24 protein-coding genes are annotated in these 26,884 nt (G+C 53.1%); 21 read left to right on the top strand and 3 right to left on the bottom strand.

All coding sequences use genetic code 11. The annotated features are described in order from the left end of the window. The first annotated feature begins 8 nt into the window (after positions 1-8). The 18 genes from PsAD26_RS15565 to wecB all read left to right on the top strand — a co-directional run bounded on the left by PsAD26_RS15565 (position 9) and on the right by wecB (position 20,207). Entirely contained in the window at positions 9-761 is a 753-nt protein-coding gene (locus PsAD26_RS15565; protein ID WP_063311188.1) for an SDR family oxidoreductase, read from the top strand. Then, positions 758-1,240, top strand: coding sequence for a MarR family transcriptional regulator (locus PsAD26_RS15570; RefSeq protein WP_063311189.1), 483 nt, complete (start codon positions 758-760; stop codon positions 1,238-1,240). Before PsAD26_RS15565 ends, PsAD26_RS15570 begins: the two co-directional genes overlap by 4 nt. Continuing rightward, positions 1,240-2,061 (top strand): enoyl-CoA hydratase family protein, encoded by an 822-nt coding sequence (locus PsAD26_RS15575; protein ID WP_084403695.1) that lies wholly within the window; start codon positions 1,240-1,242, stop codon positions 2,059-2,061. The genes PsAD26_RS15570 and PsAD26_RS15575 overlap by 1 nt, the downstream gene beginning before the upstream one ends. Beyond that, the gene (locus PsAD26_RS15580) at positions 2,062-3,273 is read left to right on the top strand and encodes an acyl-CoA dehydrogenase family protein (RefSeq protein WP_063311190.1); all 1,212 of its coding nucleotides are present in this window, start codon (positions 2,062-2,064) and stop codon (positions 3,271-3,273) included. Next, positions 3,215-4,861 carry an AMP-binding protein gene (locus PsAD26_RS15585; RefSeq protein ID WP_193758296.1) on the top strand — a complete coding sequence of 549 codons (1,647 nt, stop codon included), beginning with the start codon at positions 3,215-3,217 and terminating at the stop codon, positions 4,859-4,861. The genes PsAD26_RS15580 and PsAD26_RS15585 overlap by 59 nt, the downstream gene beginning before the upstream one ends. Beyond that, on the top strand, positions 4,858-5,997 hold the full coding sequence (locus PsAD26_RS15590) for an ABC transporter substrate-binding protein (protein ID WP_063311191.1): 1,140 nt from the start codon (positions 4,858-4,860) through the stop codon (positions 5,995-5,997). The genes PsAD26_RS15585 and PsAD26_RS15590 overlap by 4 nt, the downstream gene beginning before the upstream one ends. 107 nt (positions 5,998-6,104) lie before the next feature. Further along, entirely contained in the window at positions 6,105-7,025 is a 921-nt protein-coding gene (locus PsAD26_RS15595) for a branched-chain amino acid ABC transporter permease (protein WP_057463887.1), read from the top strand. Further along, a complete protein-coding gene (locus PsAD26_RS15600) occupies positions 7,012-8,037 on the top strand; it encodes a branched-chain amino acid ABC transporter permease (RefSeq protein ID WP_063311192.1) in 1,026 nt (341 codons plus the stop codon). Before PsAD26_RS15595 ends, PsAD26_RS15600 begins: the two co-directional genes overlap by 14 nt. Beyond that, a complete protein-coding gene (locus PsAD26_RS15605; protein ID WP_063311193.1) occupies positions 8,030-8,779 on the top strand; it encodes an ATP-binding cassette domain-containing protein in 750 nt (249 codons plus the stop codon). Before PsAD26_RS15600 ends, PsAD26_RS15605 begins: the two co-directional genes overlap by 8 nt. Then, on the top strand, positions 8,779-9,462 hold the full coding sequence (locus PsAD26_RS15610) for an ABC transporter ATP-binding protein (RefSeq protein ID WP_063311194.1): 684 nt from the start codon (positions 8,779-8,781) through the stop codon (positions 9,460-9,462). Before PsAD26_RS15605 ends, PsAD26_RS15610 begins: the two co-directional genes overlap by 1 nt. Then, positions 9,452-9,874 (top strand): thioesterase family protein, encoded by a 423-nt coding sequence (locus PsAD26_RS15615; RefSeq protein WP_084403696.1) that lies wholly within the window; start codon positions 9,452-9,454, stop codon positions 9,872-9,874. The genes PsAD26_RS15610 and PsAD26_RS15615 overlap by 11 nt, the downstream gene beginning before the upstream one ends. Beyond that, complete coding sequence (locus PsAD26_RS15620) at positions 9,871-10,290, top strand: RidA family protein (RefSeq protein WP_063311195.1); 420 nt, start codon at positions 9,871-9,873, stop codon at positions 10,288-10,290. Before PsAD26_RS15615 ends, PsAD26_RS15620 begins: the two co-directional genes overlap by 4 nt. A gap of 1 nt (position 10,291) precedes the next feature. Beyond that, on the top strand, positions 10,292-11,104 hold the full coding sequence (locus PsAD26_RS15625; protein ID WP_063311196.1) for an alpha/beta hydrolase: 813 nt from the start codon (positions 10,292-10,294) through the stop codon (positions 11,102-11,104). Between the two features lie 425 nt (positions 11,105-11,529). After that, the gene (locus PsAD26_RS15630) at positions 11,530-12,669 is read left to right on the top strand and encodes a CaiB/BaiF CoA-transferase family protein (RefSeq protein ID WP_063311308.1); all 1,140 of its coding nucleotides are present in this window, start codon (positions 11,530-11,532) and stop codon (positions 12,667-12,669) included. Positions 12,670-12,843: 174 nt separating this feature from the next. Next, positions 12,844-14,313 (top strand): glycosyltransferase, encoded by a 1,470-nt coding sequence (locus PsAD26_RS15635; protein ID WP_063311197.1) that lies wholly within the window; start codon positions 12,844-12,846, stop codon positions 14,311-14,313. Further along, positions 14,310-18,002 (top strand): tetratricopeptide repeat protein, encoded by a 3,693-nt coding sequence (locus PsAD26_RS15640; RefSeq protein ID WP_084403697.1) that lies wholly within the window; start codon positions 14,310-14,312, stop codon positions 18,000-18,002. The genes PsAD26_RS15635 and PsAD26_RS15640 overlap by 4 nt, the downstream gene beginning before the upstream one ends. Next, on the top strand, positions 17,980-19,038 hold the full coding sequence (locus tag PsAD26_RS15645; protein WP_208985720.1) for a DUF4434 domain-containing protein: 1,059 nt from the start codon (positions 17,980-17,982) through the stop codon (positions 19,036-19,038). The genes PsAD26_RS15640 and PsAD26_RS15645 overlap by 23 nt, the downstream gene beginning before the upstream one ends. A gap of 23 nt (positions 19,039-19,061) precedes the next feature. After that, positions 19,062-20,207: a UDP-N-acetylglucosamine 2-epimerase (non-hydrolyzing) gene (gene wecB, locus PsAD26_RS15650; RefSeq protein WP_063311199.1), complete on the top strand. Its 1,146-nt coding sequence runs from the start codon at positions 19,062-19,064 to the stop codon at positions 20,205-20,207. A gap of 161 nt (positions 20,208-20,368) precedes the next feature. On the opposite strand, the gene PsAD26_RS15655 is transcribed toward wecB, so the two are convergent. Further along, on the bottom strand, positions 20,369-21,208 hold the full coding sequence (locus tag PsAD26_RS15655) for an SDR family NAD(P)-dependent oxidoreductase (RefSeq protein ID WP_084403699.1): 840 nt from the start codon (positions 21,206-21,208) through the stop codon (positions 20,369-20,371). A gap of 163 nt (positions 21,209-21,371) precedes the next feature. Between PsAD26_RS15655 and PsAD26_RS15660 the strand changes: the two genes are divergently transcribed. After that, positions 21,372-21,836: a MarR family transcriptional regulator gene (locus PsAD26_RS15660; protein WP_193758298.1), complete on the top strand. Its 465-nt coding sequence runs from the start codon at positions 21,372-21,374 to the stop codon at positions 21,834-21,836. A gap of 84 nt (positions 21,837-21,920) precedes the next feature. Here the strand turns inward: PsAD26_RS15660 and adhP are convergent, their stop codons facing one another. After that, complete coding sequence (gene adhP / locus PsAD26_RS15665; RefSeq protein WP_063311202.1) at positions 21,921-22,937, bottom strand: alcohol dehydrogenase AdhP; 1,017 nt, start codon at positions 22,935-22,937, stop codon at positions 21,921-21,923. A 507-nt stretch (positions 22,938-23,444) separates the two neighbouring features. Next, positions 23,445-24,290 carry a CoA ester lyase gene (locus tag PsAD26_RS15670; RefSeq protein WP_208985721.1) on the bottom strand — a complete coding sequence of 282 codons (846 nt, stop codon included), beginning with the start codon at positions 24,288-24,290 and terminating at the stop codon, positions 23,445-23,447. A gap of 121 nt (positions 24,291-24,411) precedes the next feature. Here PsAD26_RS15670 and PsAD26_RS15675 point away from each other — a divergent pair, with 121 nt between their 5' ends. Further along, on the top strand, positions 24,412-25,764 hold the full coding sequence (locus PsAD26_RS15675; protein WP_063311204.1) for an acetyl-CoA hydrolase/transferase C-terminal domain-containing protein: 1,353 nt from the start codon (positions 24,412-24,414) through the stop codon (positions 25,762-25,764). A 17-nt stretch (positions 25,765-25,781) separates the two neighbouring features. Then, positions 25,782-26,825 carry a MaoC family dehydratase gene (locus tag PsAD26_RS15680; RefSeq protein WP_063311205.1) on the top strand — a complete coding sequence of 348 codons (1,044 nt, stop codon included), beginning with the start codon at positions 25,782-25,784 and terminating at the stop codon, positions 26,823-26,825. The last annotated feature ends 59 nt before the right edge of the window (positions 26,826-26,884 follow it).

Genomic DNA, 26,884 nt, shown 5'->3' on the forward strand with positions numbered 1-26,884 from the left:
AAAGCGGTTTGAAAAAGCATGCAATCATAACGGGTGGCGGGACCGGAGTTGGGGCCGAAATAGCCCGCCACCTCGCTGAGCTTGGAGTGAATGTAACCGTCGCCGGGCGGCGGCAGGAACCTCTGGACTTGGTGGCAAGTGCCAGCAGCCGTATTCGCGCAGTCACTGCAGACGTCACCGATGAAGGTTCTATAGCTCAGATGTTTGAAAAAGCATCAGAAGCAAACGGACCGGTCAACATCGTGATTGCCAATGCAGGGGCAGCAGAATCCGCTCCCTTTAGCAAGATCGACAAGAATGATTTTCAGCGCATGCTCGACATTAACCTGACTGGAACCTTCCTGACCTTCCAAAAAGGACTAGAAGCTCTGAAAGGGCAGGAGTACGGACGTATGATCGCCATTGCCTCCACGGCAGGCCTGCGCGGGTATTCTTATGTCTCCCACTATGCTGCAGCCAAACACGGTGTCATTGGCATAGTTCGTTCGCTCGCGCTGGAACTTGCCAGCAAGCCATTTACGGTCAATGCTGTGTGTCCTGGATTCACAGAGACCCCAATGCTGCAACGCTCGATCGAAAACATCATGCAAAAAACCCGAATGAACGAAGAGCAGGCCCGAGCTGCTCTTTACAAGGACAACCCACAGCAACGCTTCATCCAACCGGACGAAGTTGCTGCAACAGTGGCATGGCTCATCGGAGATGGTGCGCGCTCAGTGACAGGGCAAGCCATTTCGGTATCAGGAGGCGAGACCCAATGACAGCCTCACAGGAAATGCTCAAAGCTGACAAGACAACCGACGACAAGTCCCGCGTTCGCCTCTGGTTGAGGCTGCTCCGTGCCTCTCGTGCGATCGAAGGCGAACTGCGAGAGCGGCTACGGACAACCTACAACGTGACGTTGCCACGCTTTGACGTCATGGCAGCACTTTACCGGGAGCCAGAGGGCATGCTCATGTCCCAGCTCTCAAAATACCTGATGGTATCCAACGGCAACGTCACCGGCCTCATAGATCGCCTGACCACGGACGGACTGGTTCAGCGCACATTGAGAGACGGAGACCGGAGAACCTCTGTGGTTTTACTGACCAAAGAAGGCCGCGAGAACTTTGAGCAGATGGCAGCAAGTCACCGCGAGTGGATCAATGAGCTGCTCTCTCACTTTTCTCCTGATGAGGCAGAGAGTCTTGCTGAAACACTGAAGGTATTTGCAAGCGATTGGGAGGGGGAGACCCGATAATGCTGACAACTTACAAAATGGCAAATTTGCAGCCAAAGTATTTCATCTGGCGCATGGAAGGCGATGTCGCAGTCATCCAACTGGACCGCCCGGACCGCAAAAACCCGCTGACCTTTGAAAGCTATGCCGAGCTGCGTGATACATTCCGCGATCTCGTCTATGCAGATGACGTAAATGCCGTTGTGATTGCATCGAACGAAGGCAACTATTGTTCAGGTGGAGATGTCCATGACATCATCGGTCCACTTGTCGCCATGGACATGAAAGACCTGTTGAAGTTCACGCGCATGACAGGCGATCTGGTGAAAGCTATGATCAACTGCACCAAGCCTATCATTTCAGCTGTCGACGGCATCAGCGTTGGCGCTGGTGCAATCATGGCCATGGCATCAGATCTGCGCATCGGCACGCCACAAGCAAAGACAGCATTCCTGTTTACCCGTGTAGGGCTCGCAGGCTGCGATATGGGCGCCTGCGCAATTCTTCCGCGTATTATTGGACAGGGACGGGCTGCAGAGCTGCTTTACACAGGCCGGTCCATGAGCGCAGAAGAAGGGTACACTTGGGGCTATTTCAACTCCATGTCCACCACAGAAGCACTTGAGGCCGATGCCATTCGCATGGCACAGCGCATCACTGCAGGGCCAAACTTCGCGCATGGCATCACTAAGACCCAGCTCAACCAAGAATGGAACATGGGTCTGGAGCAGGCAATTGAAGCCGAAGCACAGGCGCAAGCCATCTGCATGCAGACCAAAGATTTTGAGACCGCCTACAAAGCTTTTGTTGCAAAAGAAAAACCGGTCTTTGAGGGGGCATAAATGGCTGACACCACCTTCCTCACATGGCCGTTCTTTGAAGAAAAACACCGAGAGCTGGCCGAAGCAATTGAGAACTGGTGCTGCGAGAACCTTCCTGCAGACCATTCAGACACAGACGCTGCGTGTATCAAGCTCGTCAATGATCTTGGTACCGCTGGTTTCCTGAAGCTCACTGCCGTTGATCCGGCAGATCCCAAACCTCTGGATGTTCGTAGCCTTTGCATTATGCGCGAAACACTGGCCCGTCACGACGGTCTGGGAGACTTCGCATTCGCCATGCAGGGTCTGGGAACAGGCGCCATCAGCCTGTTCGGCACGCCAGAACAGCAGCTGTGGCTCAATAAAACCAGAGCAGGCCAGACGCTTTCTGCGTTTGCGCTAACAGAACCAGACTCCGGTTCTGATGTTGCAAACATTGAACTTTCCGCCATCCGCGACGGCGATGAATATGTGCTCAATGGCGAAAAGACCTGGATATCCAATGGTGGCATTGCTGGCCTTTACGTTGTCTTCGCAAGGACGGGCGAAGCACCGGGCGCCAAAGGCATCAGTGCCTTCATCGTACCGGCGGATACTCCAGGCTTAACCATTGAGGAACGTCTGGATGTGATGGCACCTCATCCTCTGGCACGGTTGGGATTCAAACAACTGCGAGTTCCAGCTGCAAACCGCATTGGGGGAGCTGGAGAGGGCTTCAAGATCTCAATGTCAGTTCTGGATGTCTTCCGCTGCACTGTTGGCGCTGCTGCTTTAGGCTTTGCCCGCCGTGCCTTGGAAGAAGCCGTAGCCCGCGCAACAACCCGCAAACTGGGGGATGGCGTACTGGCCGATATGCAGATGGTGCAGGGCCATCTGGCAGAAATGGCAATCGACATTGATGCCTCTGCACTCCTGATCTACCGCGCTGCATGGACGAAAGACATGGGGGCTGCACGGGTATCTCGTGAAGCGGCCATGGCAAAGCAGTTCGCAACCGATCAGGCTCAGCAAGTTATTGATAAGGCAGTGCAAATCCACGGGGGCGAAGGCGTCCGTTCAGGCAATACTGTCGAAAAACTTTACCGTGAGATCAGAGCTCTTCGCATTTACGAAGGTGCATCCGATGTTCAAAAAATAATAGTAGCAAGGCAATTGCTTTCTCAGGAGGGGAGAAATGCTGGGACCAAGCGCGCACAAGGACACCTTCACAAGGGACAGGCTGCCACCAATTGATCAGCAGCCAGTTTTCCAGCTGGAGGGGTTTGAGTACCCAGACTACATCAACGCCGCAGTAGAATTGACCGACAAGATGGTTGAACGCGGATTTGGTGACAACATTGCTCTCATCGGCAATGGCAGAAAACGCACTTACAAAGAGCTTGCGGACTGGACGAACCGCATCGCTCGTGCCCTGCAGGAGGATTACGGAGTAGAACCGGGCGACCGCATTCTCATCCGCTCCGCCAACAACCCGGCAATGGTCGCCTGCTGGCTGGCTGCTACAAAAGCAGGCGCCGTGGTGGTCAACACCATGCCAATGCTACGTGCTGGCGAGTTAAGTCAGATCGTCGACAAAGCCGAAATCAAATTGGCCATGTGCGATCTACGACTTATGGAAGAGATGGAGCTTTGCCTTGAGCAAAACGACTATCTGACCAAAATCGTGAGCTTCGACGGCACGGCCAACTTTGCTGGCGAAATGGATAAGGTCGCACTATCAAAGCCTGTCCAGTTTGACGCTGTCCAAACAGGCCGGGACGATGTGTGCCTGCTGGGTTTCACATCTGGCACCACCGGACAACCGAAGGCAACCATGCACTTCCACCGCGATCTGCTTATCATCGCAGATGCATATGCAAAGGAAGTGCTGAACATCCAGCCATCGGACGTGTTTGTTGGCAGCCCACCATTGGCCTTCACATTTGGCCTCGGCGGCTTGGCGATTTTCCCGCTTCGGTTCGGTGCAACTGCAACCCTACTGGAAACGGCAGGACCCAAGCAGCTTATTGAGATCATTGAGACTTACAAGGCGACGATCTCATTCACAGCACCAACGGCTTACCGCGCCATGATGGCAGCAATGGAAGAGGGGGCAGATCTGTCCTCACTGCGCATCGCAGTCTCAGCGGGAGAAACATTGCCAGCACCAGTGTTTGAGCAATGGAAAGCAAAAACTGGCATTCCAATGTTGGATGGGATTGGCGCAACGGAAATGTTGCACATCTTTATTTCCAACCATTTGGAAGATGCCATGCCAGCAACCACAGGTCGGGAGATCAAAGGATACTCGGCAAAAGTGGTTGATGAGAACATGCAGAAGGTTCCACGCGGCACTGTTGGCAAACTTGCCGTAAGAGGACCAACCGGTTGCCGGTATATGCAAGATGATCGGCAGCAGAAATATGTACGTGACGGCTGGAATTTGACAGGTGATGCCTTTTATCAGGATGAAAAAGGCTATTTCCACTTCGCAGCCCGCGCAGACGATATGATCATCACGTCCGGTTACAACGTCGCCGGACCTGAAGTTGAGGCTGCTCTGCTAAGCAGCCCGGAAGTGTCCGAGTGTGCGGTTATAGGCGTGCCAGATGAGGACCGGGGACAGATTGTTGAAGCTCATGTGGTGCTGGTGGAGGACCACCCACAAGATGCAGATGTAATCAAACGTCTTCAGGACTATGTAAAATCTACTATAGCGCCTTATAAATACCCTCGTTCACTTAAACTGGTAGATTCTCTACCAAAAACCGCGACCGGTAAAATTCAAAGATTCCGCCTGAAGGAACAACTGGTCGAGGATAAATCAGGGGAACTTATATGAAAAAACTCGTTTCAGCCGGGGTAGCCGCCCTTCTGTGTTGTACAGCTGGCGTGGCGCAAGCCGAAGTTAAAATTGGCATGATCACCACCTTGTCAGGCGGTGGTTCCACCCTCGGTATCGACGTCCGCGATGGTTTTGAGCTCGCACTCAAACAGGCAGGCGCATCCGATGTAAAGCTGCTGGTAGAAGACGACGCCCGCAAGCCGGACGTCGCCAAAAAACTGGCAGACAAATTCACTCAAAAAGACAAGGTTGATATCCTCACAGGTATCATCTGGTCCAACCTGGCAATGGCTGTGGTTCCTGCGGCAACCCGCAAAGGCACGCTCTATATCAGCCCAAATGCAGGCCCATCTGCGCTGGCTGGTAAAGCTTGCCACGAGAACTACTTCAACGTGGCCTGGCAGAACGACAACCTGCATGAGGCAATGGGATCTCACGCCAACAAAGCAGGCTACAAGAAGACCTTCATTCTGGCGCCAAACTACCCAGCTGGTACCGACGCTCTGAAAGGCTTCAAGCGGATGTACCAAGGGGAGCTGACAGGTGAACTCTTCACCAAGCTCGGTCAGGATGACTACGCTGCAGAAATCGCACAAATCCGTGCGTCTGGCGCTGACAGTGTGTTCTTCTTCCTGCCAGGTGGCATGGGCATTGCGTTCATGAAGCAGTACGCGCAGTCCGGCGTTGATGTGCCTGTCATGGGTCCGGCTTTCTCCTTCTCACAGGACATTCTGCCTGCGATTGGTGACGCTGCACTCGGCGTGGCAAACTCCTCACAGTGGGGTAAGGACATTGAGAGCGAGGTGAACGCAAAGTTCGTCAAAGGCTTCAAAGAAGCTTATGGCCGCCTGCCTTCCCTTTACGCATCTCAGGGCTATGACGCTGCAAATCTGATCCTCTCCGCAATGGAAAAGGCAGATGTCAGTGACAAAGACGATTTCCGCGCAGCACTGAAAGAAGCTGACTTTGCTTCTGTGCGCGGTGACTTCAAGTTCGGCAACAACAACCACCCAATTCAGGACATTTATGTTCGCGAAGTGGTGAAAGAAGACGGCCAGATCACCAATAAAATTGTCGGTGTCGCAATCAAAGGCCATCAGGATGCATACGCATCCAAGTGCCGGATGAAATAAGCCAACGCGTTGAAGTAAAAAGTTAATCAGCGGTGAAACCCTAATCCTTCTCCGCTGATCCCCTATACTGATGTCACAATGAAAAAGAAGCCTCGGGAATATCATAAATGACGGCAGCTTTGATTTTTGAGCAGGTATTGAACGGGCTGCAATTCGGTCTCACTTTGTTTCTGATGGCAGCTGGCCTCACGCTGGTCTTCGGCGTTATGGGTCTGATCAACCTCGCTCATGGCTCGCTTTACATGGTCGGTGCCTTTTGTTGCGCTTGGATCACTCAGCAGACCGGCTCTTTCTGGCTTGGTCTTGGTGGTGGTGTCCTTGGAGCGGCGGCAGCTGGTGCACTCATCGAAATGCTTGTCATTCGCAGGCTTTATGACCGCGATCACCTTGATCAGGTACTGGCAACCTTTGCTCTTATTCTGATCTTTTCTGAAGGCACCCGCATGGTCTTCGGCTCCATGCCACTTTACCTCAACATTCCGGCAGCTCTGGGGGGCACCATGGCGTTGCCCGGCGTAGAAGCTTATCCGGTCTATCGCCTGTTTATCATTCTGGCAGCGCTGGCTGTTGCCCTGCTTCTCTACCTGCTTATTTCCAAAACGCGCCTTGGCATGCGGATCCGCGCCGGTGAAAGTGACCGCGAGATGATCGCTGCCTTAGGTGTTGATATCAAAACGCTTTACACCATCGTTTTCGCATTGGGCGCGGCGATCGCAGGTCTGTCGGGTGCTCTGGTCGGGGCATTGCGCTCCGTACAGGTCGGCATGGGAGAACCTGTTCTCATTCTGGCCTTCGTGGTCATTGTGATTGGCGGCATTGGCTCAATCAAAGGCGCTCTCATCGGCTCCATCCTGATTGGCCTCGTGGATACTCTGGGACGTATTTTCTTGCCCGTTATCCTGAAGTTCTTCATGGAAAATGCCAGTGCAAACAGCATCGGGGCAGCTCTGTCTTCCATGCTTATCTATCTGATGATGGCAGGCATTCTGGCAGTCAAACCAAAGGGGCTTTTCAATGCAACGAACTGATACAGCTCCAAAATCCATCAACATGCCAAAGCTGAGCCGCGAGACCGTCGTCAACATCGCAGTTATGACAATCCTGCTGGCTCTGCCGCTCTGGGCGTCTTCTATCGGAGAAGACTACTACGTCAACCTGGCAAGCCTGATCACCATCTTTGCCATTGCTGGCGTTGGCCTCAACTTTGCCATCGGGCAAGGCGGAATGGTCAGCTTCGGCCACGCAGCCTTCTTCGGTATTGGTGGCTACACCACTGGCATTGCAGCCTTTCACAGCTTTGAAGAAACACTCTTCATAGCCATGCCGTTTGCGATCTCCGGCACCAACCAGATGCTCATCATCTGGATCGTTGCAATGGTCATTTGCGGCATAGCAGCCCTGGCAATTGGCGCAATCTCGCTGAGAACCGAGGGCGTCTACTTCATCATGATCACACTGGCATTTGCCCAGATGATCTACTACTTCGCCATTTCCTGGCCGACATACGGCGGTGAAGATGGGCTCTCAATCTACTTGCGCAATGAACTGCCAATGGTAGATGCAGAAAGCGCGCTGACCTTCTTCCTCGTCTGCTTTGTCCTGCTCCTCGGTGCAATCTTTGTCTCAGCACGCCTGTCAGGCTCCCGTTTCGGAGCAGCACTCGGCACTGCTCGTATGAACGAGACACGGCTGGCAACCTCTGGCATTGACCCGTTCCCGATCAAACTCACAGGCTTTGTCATCTCCGCAATGATCACCGGCCTTGCTGGGGCACTGTTTGCCGAGTTGAATGGCTTTGTAGGCCCCTCAATGCTCTCCTGGCACCGTTCTGGCGAGATTATGGTGTTTGTCATCCTCGGCGGCGTCGGGCGCCTCTACGGTCCTGTAATCGGCGCAGCGCTGTTCGTACTGCTGGAAACCTATATCGGCGAGTGGACGCAGCACTGGCAACTGCTGCTTGGTCTGGCCTTGCTTGGCGTCGTTCTGTTCGCCCGAGGGGGCGTCATGGGCATGATCGCAGGGAGAGCACGTCATGACTAAACCAGTTCTTGAAGTCAAAGGCCTGCACAAATCCTTTGGTGCTCTGCAGGCGACAAAAAACGTATCTCTGGATCTGAAACCTAATGAGATTCATGCTCTTATCGGACCAAACGGTGCGGGCAAATCAACACTTATCGGCCAAATCGCAGGTTGGATCACGCCCGACAGCGGCAGCATCTATCTGGATGGCGAAGACGTGACCTCAGAGACGGTTGCCAGTCGCTCTCGCAAAGGCCTTGGAAGAAGCTTTCAGGTCTCTTCACTGGCTATGGAAGTCAGCGCACGTCGCAATGTGATGCTCTCTGTACAAGCCAGTCAGGGCTCCAGTTTCCGTTTCTGGAAGCAAACCAAGTCCGACGAGGAACTGCGCGAAACAGCCGGAAACTGGCTCAGAAAAGTAGGACTTAGCGGGCGCGAGGATATCGCTGTCTCAGAATTGTCTCACGGTGAGCGCCGGCAGGTGGAAGTCGCCTGTGCTTTGGCACTCGCACCCAAAGCTCTCTTGCTTGATGAACCCATGGCTGGTCTCGGTCCGACAGGCTCTGTCCAGCTCACTGAATTCCTTGAGGAAATTCGCCCGAAAATCCCAATCCTGCTCATTGAGCACGACATGGATGCCGTGTTCCGTCTGGCAGATCGCATCACGGTTCTGGTGGGCGGCGCAGCCATTCTGTCAGGCTCGGTCGATGAGATCCGCGCCAGTGCGCTTGTCAGAGAAGCCTATCTCGGGGAGGAAGCCTGATGCTGTTGGAAGTCAAAGGCTTGGAAGCCCATTACGGTGCCGCACAAGCGCTGTTCGGCGTAAACCTCTCCATCAATGAAGGCGAGATGGTAGCGATGCTTGGCCGCAACGGCATGGGCAAATCCACCACAATCAGCTCTATTTGTCAGATGGTTACGCCAACCAAAGGCACCATCGAATTCTGCGGACAAAGCCTGAACCGCATGTCCAGTCACAAAGCCGCACGTCTTGGTCTGGGGCTGGTTCCGGAAGGTCGCCGCTGTTTCCCCAACCTGTCTGTTTTGGAAAATCTGAGCGCGGCCGCCCGCAAAGGTGCGTGGACGCTGAACCGCGTCTATGACTTGTTTCCACGCCTCCAGGAGAGGAAAAGCCAAAGCGCAAACACGCTGTCTGGCGGAGAGCAGCAAATGCTTGCCATCTCCAGAGCTTTGATGACAAACCCAAAATTGCTGATCCTTGATGAAGCAACGGAAGGTCTGGCGCCTGTGGTGCGCGGGGAAATCTGGCAGGCGATCGCCAGGCTGAAGAAGGAAGGATTGTCCATTCTCATCGTCGACAAGACGCTGAAGGAGCTTCTTCCGCTGGCTGATCAGGCCGTCATTCTGGAAAAAGGCGAGTCAGTCTGGGCAGGGCGCCCGGATACACTCACCGAGGAAATGAAGGACAGATACCTTGGTCTTTGAACGCACGATCAAAGTGATCTTCCAGCACTGCGACCCCGCTGGAATTGTCTTTTATCCCCGCTATTTCGAGATGATCAATCAGGTCACCGAAGAGTGGTTCGAGCAATCGCTTGGCACGTCGTTCGTAGAAATTCATATAAAACAAGGGGATGCAGTCCCCACAGCCAAGATCGAAACAGAGTTCAAAAAGCCGAGCAAGCTTGGTGACGAACTCTTATTCACGCTCCAGGTCACAAAGCTGGGACGCTCCAGCGTCCATCTGGAGTTTACGGTGACATGCGAGGACGAGCTTCGTCTCACAAGCCGCTCGGTCATTGTCTACGTCAAAGGCGAGGACAAGAAGCCAGCGAGTTGGTCGCAAGTCATTAAGAAACAAATGGAATTTTTTCTGAAGGAAGAGGGACCTTCATGACAACACAACAAGCACTGTTCAAATTTCTCCAGCCGGAAGGTTGGAAGCCTGCTTCTGGATACGCCAATGGCATTATCGCAGAAGGCACACCCATCTTTCTGGGAGGTCAAATCGGCTGGAACGGCCAGCAGGTCTTCGAGAGCGATGATCTCATTGACCAGATCAAGCAAACGCTTGAGAACATTCGCGAAATTCTAGCCACTGCTGGCGCGAAGCCAGAGCATGTGGTGCGCCTGACGTGGTATGTGGTCGACAAGAAAGACTACACCGCTCGCCTGCGCGAAGTTGGCGAGGCCTACCGCTCTGTTTTTGGGCGCCATTTTCCGTCCATGACCATGATCCAGGTGGCTGATCTGGTAGAAGATCAGGCCAAGGTGGAAATTGAAGCAACGGCAGTACTGCCAAGAGCGGAATAACATGATGCGGGATTGGGACGCGGCCTATCATAACTCCGGTGCAGTGCCAAACGCACAAGAGCTGTTCGATCAATGGGTTGAGCGCTCCAAAGCGTTTCGCGAGAGCTCAAAAAACCAGCTGGATATCGCCTACGGAAGCGGGGAGAGAGAGAAGCTCGACCTGTTCTTCCCGCAAGGCACTGAGGCGTCCAAAGGGCTCGTCATGATCGTCCATGGCGGGTATTGGAAGGCCTTCGATAAGTCCGCCTTCAGCCATCTGGCGAAGGGGGCTATCGAGATGGGTTACACCGTTGCCATACCGTCTTATGACCTCTGCCCAGACACGAATATTATCAATATTACCAATCAGATGCAGCAAGCTCTTGAAGTTGCGTCTGAACAAGTTAAAGGCCCGATTCACCTGACAGGTCATTCTGCTGGTGGTCACTTGGTTGCACGGCTCGGCTGTAAAAATCGGATGATACCAAACAGTATCACTAGTCGGATCAAGCACATCCTCGGCATCAGTGGGGTCTATGATCTGCGGCCAATCCGCAGGACAGCAATGAACGACACTCTGCATATCGACGAAGCGGAGGCGCTGGCAGAAAGTCCGGTGCTGCACGAACCTCTTGATAATCTACGCTTTACAGGCTGGGTTGGCGCTGAGGAGCTGGCAGAGTTTCGGCGGCAAAATGCAGCCCACTGCGCAATGTGGGGTGGTTTTGAAACTCAGATCACTGCCTATGAGGACCCCGGCAAAAACCATTTTACCGTGGTAGAGGCACTGGAACAGCCAGACAGCCTACTCCTCACAACTATGTTGAATACATAATCACAACCTACTGAAATATATAGATATTACAAAAACCACGCAACTTTGCGTTCTTATGTGTAATTTTGCGTGGTTTAAGTGATTCATGCGTTACTTTAAGTTGCTATGTGACCACGTTGATGAATTCATTTCATCAGAAAGCGCCCATCACAGCAAACGACACAGCCCAGCGCATCAGATTGAAAATCTCCTCGCACTCTCCATCCATCTTAACCTATTGGATAGGCTATTCACCAAATGGAGAGTTGTGGAACCACCATCAGCCGCTCTAAGGTTGACCCAACAACGCAGACCGGAGTTATCCGCCCAGCGCGGCTTTCAGGTAATCTAATCTGACGAGCCAGCTCTGCAAGGCATCAACTCTGGAAACGGGCACTTTCTAAGATGTCCGCATGCGCAGGACTTGGCTGACTGGGGAGGCATATGTGACAGCAGCAAAAGCGGGACCACTTTCAGGACTTCAGGTGGTGGAGATGGCAGGCCTTGGCCCAGCGCCCATGGCCGGACAATTGCTTGCAGATCTGGGAGCCGATGTCATCGTCGTCGATCGCCGCACCGGCGAGCGGATCGATAAGGACGTCAACCGCAGAGGAAAGAAGTCCATCGCGCTCAACATGAAGAGCGAAGAGGCCGTCAAAGTCTTCTTCTCCCTCGTTGAGAAAGCCGACATCCTGATCGAAGGCTTCCGCCCTGGCGTAATGGAGCGCCTTGACCTTGGGCCGGACGAATGCCTCGCCAAGAACCCGGGCCTGATCTATGGCCGCATGACAGGCTGGGGGCAGGACGGGCCACTGGCTCATGCCGCCGGCCACGACCTCAATTACCTCGCCATGACAGGCATGCTCCACGCCATTGGTGAAGAAGGCCGACCACCCGTGCCACCACTCAACATGGCAGCAGACTACGGCGGCGGATCCATGTTTCTGCTGCTGGGAGTATTATCAGCCCTATTTGAACGCACCAGAAGCGGCAAAGGGCAGGTGATCGATGCAGCCATGGTCGATGGTGTACCAGCCATGATGGGCCTGATCTACTCTTTGCTGGGTCGCGGCCTTTGGCAGGACAAACGCCAGACCAACCTGCTGGATGGCGGCGCACCGTTCTATCAATGCTACGAAACCTCAGATGGCCGCTATCTGTCCGTCGGCTCTCTGGAACCTCAGTTCTTCGCTTTGCTGCTGAAAGGGCTGGACCTTCCGCAAGAGCTTTCCAAGATCCAGATGAACATGAAAGAGTGGCCTCAGCTGGAAGAACAAATCGGCAATGCCATCAAAGCAAACACACTGGATCACTGGACCGGTGTCTTTGCAGGTACCGACGCCTGCGTTGCTCCTGTACTCTCCATTGAAGAGGCAAATGCAGCCTCTCTCAACACCGAGCGCGGCAACCGCATCCGGCTCAATGGCGTCACACAGGCAGCACCAGCACCACGCTTCAGCCGCACAGTTCCGCAAACACCTGAACCAGCAGGAAGAACCGGAGACGATACTGCACAGGTTTTACAGCAGCTTGGTTTCTCTGAGGCAGACATCGATGAAATGCAGCAGAGCAAAACTTTGGCCTGAATCTGCGATAATTAACGATGCGAAATGAACTGTGAGAGGAGAGGGCCTCAGCACTCCCTCCCACGTCATAACTGCCTCAGCCCAATCCTCTGAGAACATCCCATGACTGAGGGCATTCTCTCGAATCTCCTAGGGTAACTTTAATCAGGTTACTGCGAAGGAGTGCACCAGAGTATGCTGGTAACAGATGCTTTTGTATTATTGTTTCTTGTTACGCAGGGCCTCTTTCTCGTCGCCTCATACGTTTTTGCTGTATCTGGCGCAGATGACCTGTTCGTTGACACCCTCTATTACACCTTTGTCGCCTGGTATCGCGGCCCATTAGTGGGCAGAACTGAAGAACGCCTGTTTGAAGAAACAGGGCACGTCCCACCCAGACCGCTGGCCATCATGTTGCCCGCGTGGGATGAAGCCGCAATCCTCTATCCCGCCGTCACAGGCATCATGCGCAGGCTGGACTATCCATCCTATTGGATCTTCATCGGTGTCTACCCCAATGATGAAGCCACACAGAAGGCTGCAAACCGTCTGGCAGCCGAACATGACAACCTGCGCGTCGTCACCACCAACAATCCCGGCCCAACTTGTAAGGCTGACTGCGTCAACACCATCCTTGCCGAAATCGAGAGGTTCGAACAGGAGCAGAACATCTCCTTCGCCGGCATCGTCATGCAGGATGCCGAAGACATCCTCAATTCCAACGCCCTGCACATCTTCAACGCCAGTCTGGAACTTGCCGATGTAGTGCAACTGCCTGTGCTCTCGTTACCTCGTAGACGCCGGGACCTGACAGCAGGCCACTACATGGACGAGTTCGCCGAGTTCCATTCCAAGGAAGTCCTCGTCAGGGGCTTCCTGACCGGAACAGTTCCGGGTGCTGGCGTTGGTACCTGCTATTCCAAGAAAACCATCGAGACAGCCAAATCCATTTCTGGGACAGATGAAAACGGCATACCGGAAATCTTCAACATCAGCTCCTTGACGGAAGACTATGACCTTGCCATGCGGCTCACAGGGAAGGGGCTCACCCACCGCCTGCTCTGGGTCCACCCGGCAAGGAAGAGCGAGCACACGGACTTTGCAGTCACGCAGGAGTTGTTTCCCTCCGGCTTCTGGCAAAGCGTACGCCAGAAAACCCGCTGGACCATCGGCATCGCGTTTCAGGGCTGGGCACAGCTGGGGTGGAAAGGAGGGCTCGCTGATAAATATTTTTATTGGCGCGACAGGAAGATGGTGTTCTTCAGCCATGCCATCATCATTGGGTACATCTCGCTTTTCTTCTACTGGGGCCTTCGCCTCTATGAGAAGCTGGCACCAGATGCCTACCGTTTGCCACCGCTTCTGCCAGAAGACAGCCCCTTCTGGTATGTGATCTGGTTCAACGTGCTGCTGCTCGCCCACCGCCTTATCCAGCGCCATATCTGGACAGGCTACCATTATGGCCTGCGCGCATTGGCACCTGTAACCCTGCGCTACTTCGTATCCATCATCATCAATTACATCGCCATGATGCGAGCCATCAAAACATGGATCCGGCATCTGGGCACTGGCGAAGTTATCGGTTGGGACAAGACCGCCCATGATTATCCAGATGAAGAAAGTCTGGAACTGGCAATTCCTGTAGAGCAGGAAGCGCAATCATGACTCGGCCCCAAACGCCCCACAATACACGCGGGAATGCCAACCGAAACTCGGCATTCTATCTGCTGTGGGTCATCATGTTTGCGCTTGGCTTATCCATCCCAACACAATCACAAAATCCAGTGCCGCCTTCAGAGCCAGTCAGCCCTGCGCCTTACACCCTCCAGCAAAAAGACGAGTACTACATCAGCTTGCTGAAGGACCGGCAGGACAGCCAATCCCTCCTGCAAAGCACGTGGCGCGATTATCGCTCCTATCCCTTGCTGGATTTGGCGTACCGTTTGCTGGCAAAAGGACGGAACGAAGCTGCCCTGAAAGAGCTGGATGAGCTGCTCAAGCAAGACCCCAATCATCTTGTGGCCCGTTGGCAAAAAATCCAGCTGCTCATCGGCCTCAATCGCCCAATCGCAGCAATTGACCAATTAGAAATCCTCCAATCTCAAGCCCCCGCCTTCAGCCGCGGCTATCTTTCGCTTGGCCACCTGCAAATGCTCACGGGCGAGTATGCGGAAGCCTTTGATGATTTCCGGCTGGCGATAGAGACTGGCAAATTACTGCCGAGCAACCGGGAAGAAGCTCTTGCAGGCGCCGCAGAAGCAGCCATCAAACTCGGCAAAACAAAAGAAGCTCTCCAGGCACTGAATATTCTGCGAGAGCTGGGCGCTGCCACCCCAAGGCAAAGGCTCATACGGGCCGACCTTCTGCGCAACTTCAATCAACTGGAAGAAGCCCGCAGCGAGTGGGACGAACTTTCCAAACTGGACAACGCCCCAAGAACCCAACGCACAGCCATCCTGAATGACGCCTTCCTGCTTCTTGAGCAAGGCAAAGACGAAGAAGCCTACCGCTTGCTGCTGCGCGGCGAAATGAATGGACTGTTTACTGGCCGCCAATCCTCCGCTTTGGAACAACGCACATTCGCCAGAGCTCTGGCCGCCAGTGCGCTCAATTCTGGTCATCTGGACGAGTTACTGACCTTCCTCAACCCCGGACGCATTGATCAACTGGGATTGTCCACGCGCGTTCAGCTGGCCTACGCTCTGGTGAAAAAAGGTTCCAGCGCTGAGGCCGAAATGGCACTTCTAACAGCGGATGGCAGGATCCTTGACACCAAAGCTTCGGGGCCGGAAGAAGCCGCCAACTACTATCTGGCACTGGCAGACATCGCCATTCGCGCCGGAGATGATGCCAGAGCGGTCACCGCAGGCCGATTGCTGATCAAGCTCACCCGCAGCCCGGAATACGGCCTGCAGCTCAGTAAGCTGGCCCTCAACAACGGCTGGGAGACGCAGGCCATCAACGCGCTTGTGGAACTGCGCGCCATTACCCAGTTTACCGACCAGCAGAAATCACCGGAAGCATGGGTAGAACTGCTGCAAACCCTATCGGATTTAGCACGACGGGCAGGGGATCTGGATCTCGCCAATCAGGTTCTCAAAGAAGCTGAAATTTTGATGCCCAACTGGCGCATTACAGCAAAAAGAGGGCAGATTGCCCTGCTCTCCAACATGCACCGCATCGCCTCCGCCGTTCTTCAGGATGCCCTTGCACGAGCTCAGAAAGCCCGTGCTGATGGTGCTTTCAATGAAAACGACAAGAAAGCCTATGCACGTCTTCTGTTTGATCTGGCAGCCGTCTCTGCAACCAATGAAGACTGGACCAGCACGCTTGATTATCTGATCACAGACTGGAAGCTGCAGCCAGACCCGACACTCGTTCTGCCAGCATATCTCATGCTCAAGGAAAGCACCGCAGAAGGTGTCACGGCCCGCATGTGGCTGAACTACGTTTTCAGCTACACCAACACAGCAAACCTGTCAGACGAAAACAAAAACAGGTTTGCCATGGCTTTCCTTGCACTGGCGCGCCTCCTGAAAACAGAGGGGCAGCTTCAGGAAGCCGTGAAAATGTACCGCCAGTCACTGCGAATGGCGCCAACTGCAGAAACCCGCCTGGAAGCCGCTTATCTTGCCTTGGAGCTCAATCACCCCAAAAGAGCTCTCATGTTGCTGCAACAACTGGACCAGACCAAAAACACCGATGCGATCCTGGCAATCAGATGCGAGGCTTACCGCGTACTCGACCGCAACCTGGAAGCTCTGACATGCGCACAACAGGAGCTTCAGGCCCAGCCCATGAACGCCGACAAGCACCTGACGCTGGCCAGCCTCTATCTGCGACTGGGAGACAAGGAGAAAGCCAGACAGGAACTGCAGCAAGCGTATGAGCTCAGCCCAAACCTCGCCACAGCAAGCCAGCTCGGCTTCCTCTATCAGGAGCTGGGAGAATATAACGCCGCACAGGACTGGTTTCAGGAATCCTTTGAGGCTCATGACGATCAGAGCGCTGGCATGGCGCTGCTCTATCTCAACCTGCGCCAGATGCAATATGACGAGGCTGCGCGCCTCATGGCCAAGCTTGATGTCTCCAAACTCTCTCAAGAGCAGATGGCGGGGTATTATGCTGCCCGGGCCCAACTCACGCTCCATAGGGGCAATCAGTCCCCGGAGGCACTGGCAAACGCTCTGGTGGACCTGCGCAAGGCCCAGTCCATCTCTTCAACCCCGGACATCCGTTTTTCTGTGGTTCAGGTTCTGTTCCAGCTGGATCAACTGGAGGAAGCAGAGGCCGCATACGAAAGCCTGCCAGCAAGTGACCATAAAAACCCGGCAACCCTCGCTTTGGGTGGATATCTTGCCCGTGCTCAGGGTGACACTGATCTGGCGATCACCCGCTTTGAAACCTCGCTGGAGGAAAAGCCAGATCAGGCGAACCTGCAGGAAGATCTGGCCTATACCTATCTGGCAGCCTTTGAAAACAAGAAGGCTGCTGAACTGTTTCGCAAGCGGATTGATGTGCTACACCAGCACCAGCGCAACATCTATGAACAGGACAAGCTGGAGCGCTTCCAACGGCAGCTCCGCATTCTGGAAATTCCGCTCAGCTTCCTGTTCTTTGACGGCATCAGCCCCTCACGGCAGAATGAAGAAGAAATAACAGGCGCTATCCTGGGTATCCCGTCCAGCAGTCCGTTCGGTACATTCGAAGTGGCATGGCGTCCGCCCGTCATCGGTTACCAGAATGGCCGCGTCTTCGAGATCATCGCCCGCGCCCAGTGGCTCAACCAACGCTACAGCTTCCGTCCGGACCCTGACACCTACCAGACCATCGTCGGCCTGCGCTTCAAGCCGTTTATGACGCAAAACCTGAAAATCGGTCTGGAGCGGTTCTTCAAAGGTGGCAGCATCACAGAAGACAACTGGCTGGGGAGGGTGCTTTGGTCTTTCACCCGAGGAAACGACTTCCTCCCGCTCTACGATTTTTACTCTGGCGAGCCTATCGACAAAGAACCCTACATCAGCCTGTATCTGGAAGGTGGCCGTTTCTTCGAAAAGGAAAAAACCATTCTGTTCTATGGAGATGGCCGACTTGGTTACACTTTTAGGCTCGATCCTAACCTGATTTTGTCGCCCTTTGCGTATTCCATAGGGAGCGGAAACTGGAACTCCCAAACCAGCGCTGTGGCGATTGAAGCAGGGCTGGGAGCATCTTTGAAGTGGAGAGGGTGGTACACCGAAGCCTATGGTGACCTGCTTCAGCTGGAAGTGTTCGGGCGTGTAGGACACGAAGTATTAAACACAGATGACAGTGAGACCAGCCGAGTGCTTCTTGGACTTCAAGCAAACTTCTAAACTCTTCGTTCTTGGGGTGTTCTGCCTCGCTCTCATCACATTCATGATGATCTTTAAAGCCTACGCGCGGCAAGATTCCGGAACTAAGGAATGTATTCCTATACGTATGAGCTTCGTACAACCCTGGGGCGATGAATATTTTCCTAACCCTAGATTATGGCGCAGCGAACTCCTTTCACATCAACGACTTGGCATAAACGAAGCCATCCTCCAGTGGACCGTATGGGGAAGCGATCTTCAGGGCGAAATCAAGCTGCCTATGTGGCTCGAAGCTGCAATCATGGGCGCGGATGAAGCCGGAGCCAAACTCTGGTTCGGCCTCAGGTATGATCCGACATTCATGGAGAAGCTGCAAAAGGATGGCCAGACCTATCTGGACAAACGCTTAGCGGAGACCGAAAAACTCGCCACTGCGATAAAGGCCCAGATCAGCTACACCGCTCATCCCACCGAGGTTTTTGCGGGCTGGTATATACCAGATGAAATTGATGGCAATCTGCTGTTGGATATCAAGCTCAAACAGCTCGTCACCGGATACACCACACAAACCCGCGCAATCTTGAACCGCATCCTCCCGGGGCCTGTTGCCATCTCTGGATACACCGATTTGAAGACCATTCCGCGAAAACTGGCCACCCAATGGAACAAGCTCATGGCAAAATCATCCATGGACATTCTGTTGCTGCAGGATGGGCTAGGGGCCAAGCTTATGGAACCTTATTCCAGCCGCAACCTGCAACGCGCCATCAGCGCCGCCTTCAGCACACAAGATCATACGGTTATTCCAGTGGTGGAAATCTTCGAGATTGATCCAAGAACAGCAGATTTCAGCACAATCCCAACCTCGCTCGGCACCATGAAAAGCCGTTTGAAGAACGCACGATTTTCGGCCACGCAGCCTTTGGCCTTGTTCTCGTTGTCCAGTCATATCCTGAAGTTCAACAACAAACACAGTCGCGAGATCAAAGAGTTTCTTACTGAAAACGCTCATGTATGCATTGCAAACGCATTGGCTAATGTAGAAGCTGCCGAATAATCACAAGGACCGTAGCGCAAAAGATGAAAGAACCAGAGATCATCGGAGCGGGGCCTAACAAAGTGCTGTGCATCATAGGCACCCGTCCAGAAGCTATAAAAATGGCGCCGGTCATCTCTGCAATCGCAAACTGCCCAATCCTGCACGCCCATATTCTAATGACAGGCCAGCACCGCGAAATCGCATCCAACGCTCTAGACTCTTTTGGCATTCACCAGATCAACTGGCTCGACGTATCCAGCACCAGCCACAGGCTGGCCGATCAGGCCGGCGAACTGCTCAAAGGCATAAACGCATACATTGCTGTGCATCATCCCAAATACGCATTGGTCCACGGCGACACCACAACAGGCTTCGTCGGCGCGTTGGCCAGTTTTTACAGCGCCATTCCAGTCGGCCACGTGGAAGCCGGATTGCGCAGTGGTGAGCTGCGGGATCCATTTCCCGAAGAAGCCAACCGACGATTGGCAGACCAGTTATGCCATAGGCTGTTTGCTCCAACATCCATCGCCAAAGACAACTTGCTGCGTGAAGGCCTGAGCAACGACAAAATCCTCACCACAGGAAACACGGTGGTCGACGCCGTTCGACATCTGGCACAGAAAATCAAACCAGCCCGTGAGCTGGACGAATTGAAAGATGTTCTGGGACCGCAAAAACGATTGGCGCTGGTGACCACACACCGACGTGAAAACTGGGGCGATCCCATGCGCCACATTTGCCAGGCCCTAAAACACATCACAGAAGCCCATGAGGATCTGCAGGTCGTATTGCCGGTCCATCCAAATCCAGTTGTCAAAGACATGGTCGAGTCCGTGCTCAAAAATGTGCCACGTGTACATCTGGTCACGCCGCTGTCCTATGAAGCGCTTATCGCATTGGAACGTGATGCAGACCTGATCCTCACAGACAGCGGCGGCATACAGGAAGAAGCACCGGAGTTTGGAACACCGCTACTAATCTTGCGCAAGACCACAGAGCGACCAGAAGCATTGACCAGCGGACTCGCAAAACTCGTTGGCACATGTGAGCAAACCATCACGGATGAAGCCGCGCACATCCTGAAAGGCAAACACACAAAGATCGATCGCAAAAATCCGTTCGGTGATGGCCACGCATCACAGCGCATTGCAACTGCCGTCGAAACCCACATAAACTCAGCGCACTAAGCTCAATCTGACCTTTTTCATTTTAGTTCCATAATCCACCTTATGCGTATTTTACATATACGGCCTGTGCGAAGGTATCTTTCCTCTAAAATGTCCGCTCACCATGTCTGCGAAATTGTCGTGATGCGGTTCTCAGGTCTGGTAGACAAACCTTCAGCCAATCAAACGTATGCTTCAATAAGCTGTTCGAGTTGATCCCAAAGCGCAGCTGATTTCTGTCGATCCATACTGACATCTCCATCAGGCAAATCCATAACTCCCCAGACGTTGTGCCAATAGGTTCCGCTAGGAACATCTTGCGTCGCCGCAATAAGCGCAGCTTGTGCCCCGAGTTCTTCCGATATCAGCAGTCTTTTGGCCAACCAGCTTCTAAGCCCGCCTTGCTCAGCAAACCCACCAAAACCGCTCAAAATGACCCCAGGGTGAATAGCATAGCTCTTGAGAGCCGGATAACGTTTCGCGAGCTCCCGCATCTGCCACAAATTGCCCAGTTTGCTCCCGCCATAAACCCGGTTGCTTGAGTAGTTCAACGGGTTCACATCACAGGTTTGAGCCATGACATAGGCATCTCCCGATGTCATCACAATGCGTGCATCCTCCGCAAATTTGCCTTGCTCCATCAGGAGTCGATACAACAGATGATGGCCTAAAACATTGACAGCAAAGGTCATTTCAACCTCGTCAGAAGCCATTTCATGGTCGTGCTGCAAAACACCCGAGTTGCAGATCAATATATCAATTTTCTGATCACCCACTTTGCCAACCGCATCCGCCACAGACTGCAAGCAAGATAGATCGCATTTAATTTGCCGGAGATCAGAAACTCCTCTCTTCCCCTGAGAAATGCCGCGGGACAAAGACACAACCTTGGCCCCCCGCGAAATCAATCCTCGGGAAACATACTCGCCCACACCCGCTGATCCGCCTGTTATCAGAACAGTTTTCCCGTCAAGTCGTGGTCCAGGAGGACAAATACGGGTTCTCGCCCCCTGACGAAACATACACCGTAAAAGACGCAAAACACTGGATTTTGGAGGTTTAGATGGGGTGAGGTCTATGGACACTTTTTTATCCTTGTTTACAGTCGGTCAAGATCGATTGACCATAATACTTGACTAGATTACTATTCTAGTCAAGTATTATCTGTAACACCTCGGATATATGATGACTCAGTTTGATTTCGCCCCAGAGTCCCAAAAGGCAACCATTCAGACAGCGCATCTGCTGTTACTGCAAGCCGCTCGCCTTAGGCAGAAGCTACAAGCGGCAGTGACAGAGGCATGTGATCTGACCTTGTCAGAAAAAGAGCTTCTTGGACGCGTCCAGCAGTCAGGAGGTGAAGTGCGAATGAGTGATATTTCCAGTGCCCTGATGTTCACCGAAGGTGGTGCAACGAAGATCATTGGCCGACTGGAGAAGCAAGGCCTCGTCACGCGTCATAGATCAGAAACGGATAAGCGGGTTATCCTGATCAATATTACGCAGGAAGGTGAAAGCAAGCTCAAGACTGCTCTTAACGCCATGGCAAATGTCGCCTATCCGCTTCTGACCAAAGTGTATTCTGAGGACGAATGCGCCGAGATGACACGTTTACTCAAGAAACTTGATGAGCATATTGACGAGGCTTGAACTCATTGAATGCGCCACCACCCAAATACACAAATGCCGCAGACTCCTATGCACAGTCTGCGGCACCAAAGCATTTCTCAGGCTCTAAAAGTCCATCACGATCCGGCCTTCAATCTTGCCGTTGCGCATACGGTCAAAGATGTCATTCACATTGTCGAGCGGCTCTGTGGTGTAATGCGCAGCGACCTGGCCTTCACCAGCAAACTCCAAGGACTCTCGCAGATCATTTCGCGTGCCCACAATAGAACCGCGTAAGGTTTTGCGGTTGAGCACCATATCAAAGATGTTGAGTGGGAAATCCTCAGGAGGCAAACCAACAAGGCTCATAGTGCCGCCGCGTGCCAACATGCCAACGCCTTGCTGGAAGCTCTTGCCAGCCACTGCCGTGACCAACACGCCCTCAGCACCGCCGCCAGCCTGCACTTCAGCCACCGGATCGCACTTGAATGCATTGAGCGTCATATCCGCGCCAAGTGATTTTGCAAGCTCCAGTTTGTCCTCTGCAATATCAACCGCAACCACATGCAAGCCCATGGCCTTGGCGTATTGAACAGCCAGATGCCCCAAACCGCCAATACCGGAAATCACAACCGTTTGTCCCGGTTTTGTCTCAGTTTCCTTCAGTCCCTTATATACAGTCACACCCGCGCACAGGATTGGTGCTGCTGGTGCAAATTCAAGTTCTTTCGGCAAATGAGCGACAAAATTCGGGTCTGCCAAAGCGTATTCTGCAAAGCTGCCATTGACGCTGTAACCAGTGTTTTGCTGGCTTTCACATAAGGTTTCCCAGCCATCGACACAGTGACGACAGCAGCGGCAAGCAGTGTGAAGCCAGGGAATTCCAACACGATCCCCCTCTTTCACCGAAGTGACATTCCGGCCTTTCTCAACCACAATTCCCACGCCTTCATGGCCCGGAATAAAGGCTGGTGTCGGCTTGACTGGCCAGTCACCTTCAACAGCGTGAAGGTCAGTGTGACACACACCAGTGGCCTCAATTTTCACCAGAACACTGTCATCATTTACTGTAGGCTTTTCAACTTCACACACGTCCAACGGTGCACCAAATTCGCGCACAACGGCCGCTCTCATCATAGACATGACGGGCTCCTTGACCTGTTCGGGCCGTAGCGGCCCAGATACATACAGGGAAAGCTAAATTTTGCAAATGCAGGTATGCAGCACCAGCATTCAACCCGAGCCTAACAAACCTCCTGCTAAGTATAAAAGAGATGATATTTCAAGGATGCCAGCGCGGTTAACAGCGTTATTCGCCAGTCATTCAAAGTTAAAAAGGCTTGTTCTTTAATACAAAACCCAAAGACTAAAATCAGGTGTATTCAAGGACATACATTTCCGTAAAGTGAAATATATTCATCAACTTAGGCTTGCTACGTAGCATTTCGGCGCATTCACCTGAGATCATTTCACTCTCGTGAGTCTAGCGAAGACCTGCCACCCCCCCCTGCTCCGTACACTGCGCAGAATGACTGATCCCACACAGTAATAACAAGTAAAAATCAAACTTATGCATAAGGTGGATTATGGAATTACTTATTATTATCACATTATAGCACAAACCATATAAGTATTCAATTATATAAATACTTACGGATGATCATCGCCATCACTCAGACCAAGCAAACGTCTCGCGCGCAGGATCACAGGAGCATCGACCATCTTGCCATCAACAACAAACGCGCCTTGTCCTGCCGTATCCTTTTGCTTTTCAAGCACATTCAAGGCCCACTGAACTTCTTCATCACTGGGTTCAAAGCACGAATTGACAACGCTGACTTGAGAAGGATGAATGGCGAATTTGCCGTTATATCCCATATCTCGCGCATTGCGGGCTTCATCCTCAAGTCCTTCAGGATCATTGAAATCCAGAAACACACCATCAATGGCCCAAAGATGGTTCTGCACGGCTGCATTCAGCAGCTGTCCACGTGGCCATACAAGACTGTTCCAGCCCATAGTACCGCCCGTCTCTGCCGTATAGTCCGCATACCCAAAAGCCAGTGCATGAAGCAGTGCATGGGTTGAGGCAATCGCTTCTGCGTTGGACAGTCCGGCTGGCGTTTCCAGCAATGCGCAAATCCGTACCATCTCTTTGCCAGGATGTGCGTGAAGGAGATGATCCAATTGCTCCAGGTCTCGCGGGCTTTCACATTTGGGTAGAAAAATCCAGTCTGGCAAATGCGCCAGTTCCAGCAGGCACAGCACATCCTCCAACCCGCTTGGCGTGCTCAAAGATGAGATGCGAACACCAATTTCACAGGTCTCATGTTCACGCAACTCATCTTGCAGACCGCGCAACAAATCACGCGCTGCAGACTTTTGCTTTTCACAAACACCGTCTTCAAGATCAAGCACCACACACCCTGCTCCCGATGCCGTCGCCTTCGGGAAAAGATGCGCTTTATCTGCAGGTAAGAATAACAGGCTCTTCACACCGGAACTCCAACTTAATCCATTGATGCCGCTCAGGCAGAATGTAGATCAGTAACAATTAATTTCCTGAAAATGGATAGGATCAACCTTACCCCTTTGACGATGAACTCCGGAAAACCGCATGCCTGCAGAAAACTACGATCAGCTGTATCAGCAGAAACTGACGAGCGCTGATGAGGCCATCAAAACGCTTGCAAGAGATACAAAGCTGATCACCTTCGGGTGTTATTGTGGAACCCCTCCTCGCCTTACGCGTGCCTTCTGCGAAGCCGCTGCTGCTGAGTATTTCACCGGAACACCAGATGTCTACTTGCTGCGCTCAGGGAAAGAAATTGTCGATCAGTACATCAATGTCGAAGTTCTCAAACGTATAAGGCTGCTCTGCCCGTTTTTAGGGGGAAGCGTGCGTCAACTGGCTGACCGCGCACAAGAGATGAGTGAGAGCCACCCTGAACTGATTATCCCGCATTACCTGCCAGAACACTTTAGCCTCTACGTCAGAGGTGTCTTAGCCCGCCGGGGCAAACCTGACGTACACCTCTTCCAGGTCTCGCCAATGGATGAGCACGGTTACTTCAGCTTTGGCGTGGATGGCAGCATGTCCATCCCCCTCGCATTTGCCGCAGAAAAGCTCATTGTCGAAGTCAATCCCAACATGCCCCGCACCTTCGGACCAGGCGTTATTCATGTCTCTCAGGTCTCCACGATCATCGAGCACACCAGTGACCTCACGGTGGTGCCGCAAAAAACAGAAAGCCCGGAAGACGAAATGATTGCTGACTTCGTTGCCGCGCTGGTACCGGATTACGCCTGCGTGCAACTCGGTGTTGGCGCAGTACCCAATGAGGTTGGCAAACGACTGAAAACAAAGAATGACCTTGGTGTGCACACCGAGGTGCTCGGCGACACCATGATAGAGCTGATACAAGCCGGTAACATCTCCAACCGGCACAAACAGCTTGATGTAGGCCACTCCGTCTTCAACGTCGCCCTGTTTTCCAACCCGGATTACTACGCCTTCATGGACAACAACCCCACCATGGCATGCCATCCGGCGCACTACGTCAACAACCCGCACATCATCGCCCAGAATGACCGCATGGTCTCCGTGAACTCCTTCGTTGAGATTGATCTGTTCGGTCAGGTAGCCTCTGAATCCGTCAACTGGCGCCAGATTTCCGGCAGTGGTGGTCAGTTGGACTTTGTTCGCGGTGCATTCCGTTCCAAAGAAGGCGTTGCTGTGCTGGCAGCTCATTCCACCACAAAGAATGGCAACATCTCCAAGATAGTCCCGCGCCTTCAGAACATCGTCACAACCCCGCGTAATGACGTCAGCTATGTGGCTACAGAGTACGGCTGCACCAACCTGTTTGGCATGTCCACCTCAGAACGCGCCCACGCCCTCATTGAGCTCGCTGCCCCACAATTTCGAGATGAGCTGCGCGAAGAAGCAAAGAAACTGACCATCTACTAGGCTGAGAGGAGCCCACCATGTATTCAGCGTACGCCCAAAGCTCGGAAAATCGTTTTTTGGAGATCTATGGCCTTAACTTTGAAGAGTTTTCCGTTGACCAAGTCTTCCACCATCGCCCCGGCATGACGGTTTCTCAGCAGGAAAATGCAGAGGAAGCGTTGGACACCTTCAATGCCGCAATGCTGCATTATGATGCCCATTACGCAGCGCAGACGGAGTTCAGGAAACCTCTCGTCGTCTCCACGCTGACACTGCAAAAGATCTTCGGCATGAGCTGGAAGACCTTTGCCAGAAAAGACCGCATCACAGCGTTTGAGAACATCTCCATGACTGCGCCCATCTACGGCGGCGACACGCTCTACTGCTGCAGCCAGATCATCGCGGCGCAGGAGAGTGAAGACAAAACCGGTAACGTCACCGTAAAAGCCTCCTGCACCAATCAGGAAGGCGTTGAAGTCGCCAACCTCACATACACCGTCAGCATCTTCAAAAAAGGCAAGCACCCGGTTTGGGGCAACCTTCCCAACTCCAGCAGTAATCCTTGGTTTTTAGCCTATTATCAACGTGAGGATGGGTCCTTACAGGAAACAACAGGCATCTACTTTGAGGGGTTCGCAGCAGGTCAGGTCTTCGAGCACAGCCCGGACATCACACTCCATTCGTCTTCCATGCTCCGTCACGCCGTCCAGACCATGCAATGGCACCCACTTTACCGTGATCATGAGTTCGCGCGGGAGGTCTACGGCAGAGACCGTCTGCCAGCATCAGAACTGCACGTCCTCTCGCTGGTCACCGCCGCCACCACAACCACCTTTGGCCGTGTGGTGGCCAATCTGGGTTGGACCGATACAAAATTGTCTCGTCATTTCTATGCAGATGACCGCTTCAAAGTGCAAAGCGAAGTCCTGTCAAAGCGAGAAAGCCGTTCCAGACCAGATCAAGGCATTTTGACCGTAAAAACCGTCGCTCACGATCAAACCGGCACCGAGGCCCTCTCCTACACCCGCACCCTGCTCGTCTACCGTCAGGGCGGAGGTCCATACGCAGCCGCTGGCTATTGATCCCACACCACATTCTCCTATGATGCTCTCTTGTGCAGAAGATGGATGATACGTGAGAC

The sequence above is a fragment of the Pseudovibrio sp. Ad26 genome (assembly GCF_001623285.1).
GTDB lineage: Bacteria > Pseudomonadota > Alphaproteobacteria > Rhizobiales > Stappiaceae > Pseudovibrio > Pseudovibrio ascidiaceicola.

What these genes read in the sequence shown, in the direction of transcription:
- PsAD26_RS15570 (WP_063311189.1), top strand. Translation starts at nt 758, where the DNA reads ATGACAGCCTCACAGGAAATGCTCAAAGCTGACAAGACAACCGACGAC.
- PsAD26_RS15575 (WP_084403695.1), top strand. Translation starts at nt 1,240, where the DNA reads ATGCTGACAACTTACAAAATGGCAAATTTGCAGCCAAAGTATTTCATC.
- PsAD26_RS15580 (WP_063311190.1), top strand. Translation starts at nt 2,062, where the DNA reads ATGGCTGACACCACCTTCCTCACATGGCCGTTCTTTGAAGAAAAACAC.
- PsAD26_RS15585 (WP_193758296.1), top strand. Translation starts at nt 3,215, where the DNA reads ATGCTGGGACCAAGCGCGCACAAGGACACCTTCACAAGGGACAGGCTG.
- PsAD26_RS15590 (WP_063311191.1), top strand. Translation starts at nt 4,858, where the DNA reads ATGAAAAAACTCGTTTCAGCCGGGGTAGCCGCCCTTCTGTGTTGTACA.
- PsAD26_RS15595 (WP_057463887.1), top strand. Translation starts at nt 6,105, where the DNA reads ATGACGGCAGCTTTGATTTTTGAGCAGGTATTGAACGGGCTGCAATTC.
- PsAD26_RS15600 (WP_063311192.1), top strand. Translation starts at nt 7,012, where the DNA reads ATGCAACGAACTGATACAGCTCCAAAATCCATCAACATGCCAAAGCTG.
- PsAD26_RS15605 (WP_063311193.1), top strand. Translation starts at nt 8,030, where the DNA reads ATGACTAAACCAGTTCTTGAAGTCAAAGGCCTGCACAAATCCTTTGGT.
- PsAD26_RS15610 (WP_063311194.1), top strand. Translation starts at nt 8,779, where the DNA reads ATGCTGTTGGAAGTCAAAGGCTTGGAAGCCCATTACGGTGCCGCACAA.
- PsAD26_RS15620 (WP_063311195.1), top strand. Translation starts at nt 9,871, where the DNA reads ATGACAACACAACAAGCACTGTTCAAATTTCTCCAGCCGGAAGGTTGG.
- PsAD26_RS15625 (WP_063311196.1), top strand. Translation starts at nt 10,292, where the DNA reads ATGATGCGGGATTGGGACGCGGCCTATCATAACTCCGGTGCAGTGCCA.
- PsAD26_RS15635 (WP_063311197.1), top strand. Translation starts at nt 12,844, where the DNA reads ATGCTGGTAACAGATGCTTTTGTATTATTGTTTCTTGTTACGCAGGGC.
- PsAD26_RS15640 (WP_084403697.1), top strand. Translation starts at nt 14,310, where the DNA reads ATGACTCGGCCCCAAACGCCCCACAATACACGCGGGAATGCCAACCGA.
- wecB (WP_063311199.1), top strand. Translation starts at nt 19,062, where the DNA reads ATGAAAGAACCAGAGATCATCGGAGCGGGGCCTAACAAAGTGCTGTGC.
- PsAD26_RS15655 (WP_084403699.1), bottom strand. Translation starts at nt 21,208, where the DNA reads ATGTTTCGTCAGGGGGCGAGAACCCGTATTTGTCCTCCTGGACCACGA.
- PsAD26_RS15660 (WP_193758298.1), top strand. Translation starts at nt 21,372, where the DNA reads ATGACTCAGTTTGATTTCGCCCCAGAGTCCCAAAAGGCAACCATTCAG.
- adhP (WP_063311202.1), bottom strand. Translation starts at nt 22,937, where the DNA reads ATGTCTATGATGAGAGCGGCCGTTGTGCGCGAATTTGGTGCACCGTTG.
- PsAD26_RS15675 (WP_063311204.1), top strand. Translation starts at nt 24,412, where the DNA reads ATGCCTGCAGAAAACTACGATCAGCTGTATCAGCAGAAACTGACGAGC.
- PsAD26_RS15680 (WP_063311205.1), top strand. Translation starts at nt 25,782, where the DNA reads ATGTATTCAGCGTACGCCCAAAGCTCGGAAAATCGTTTTTTGGAGATC.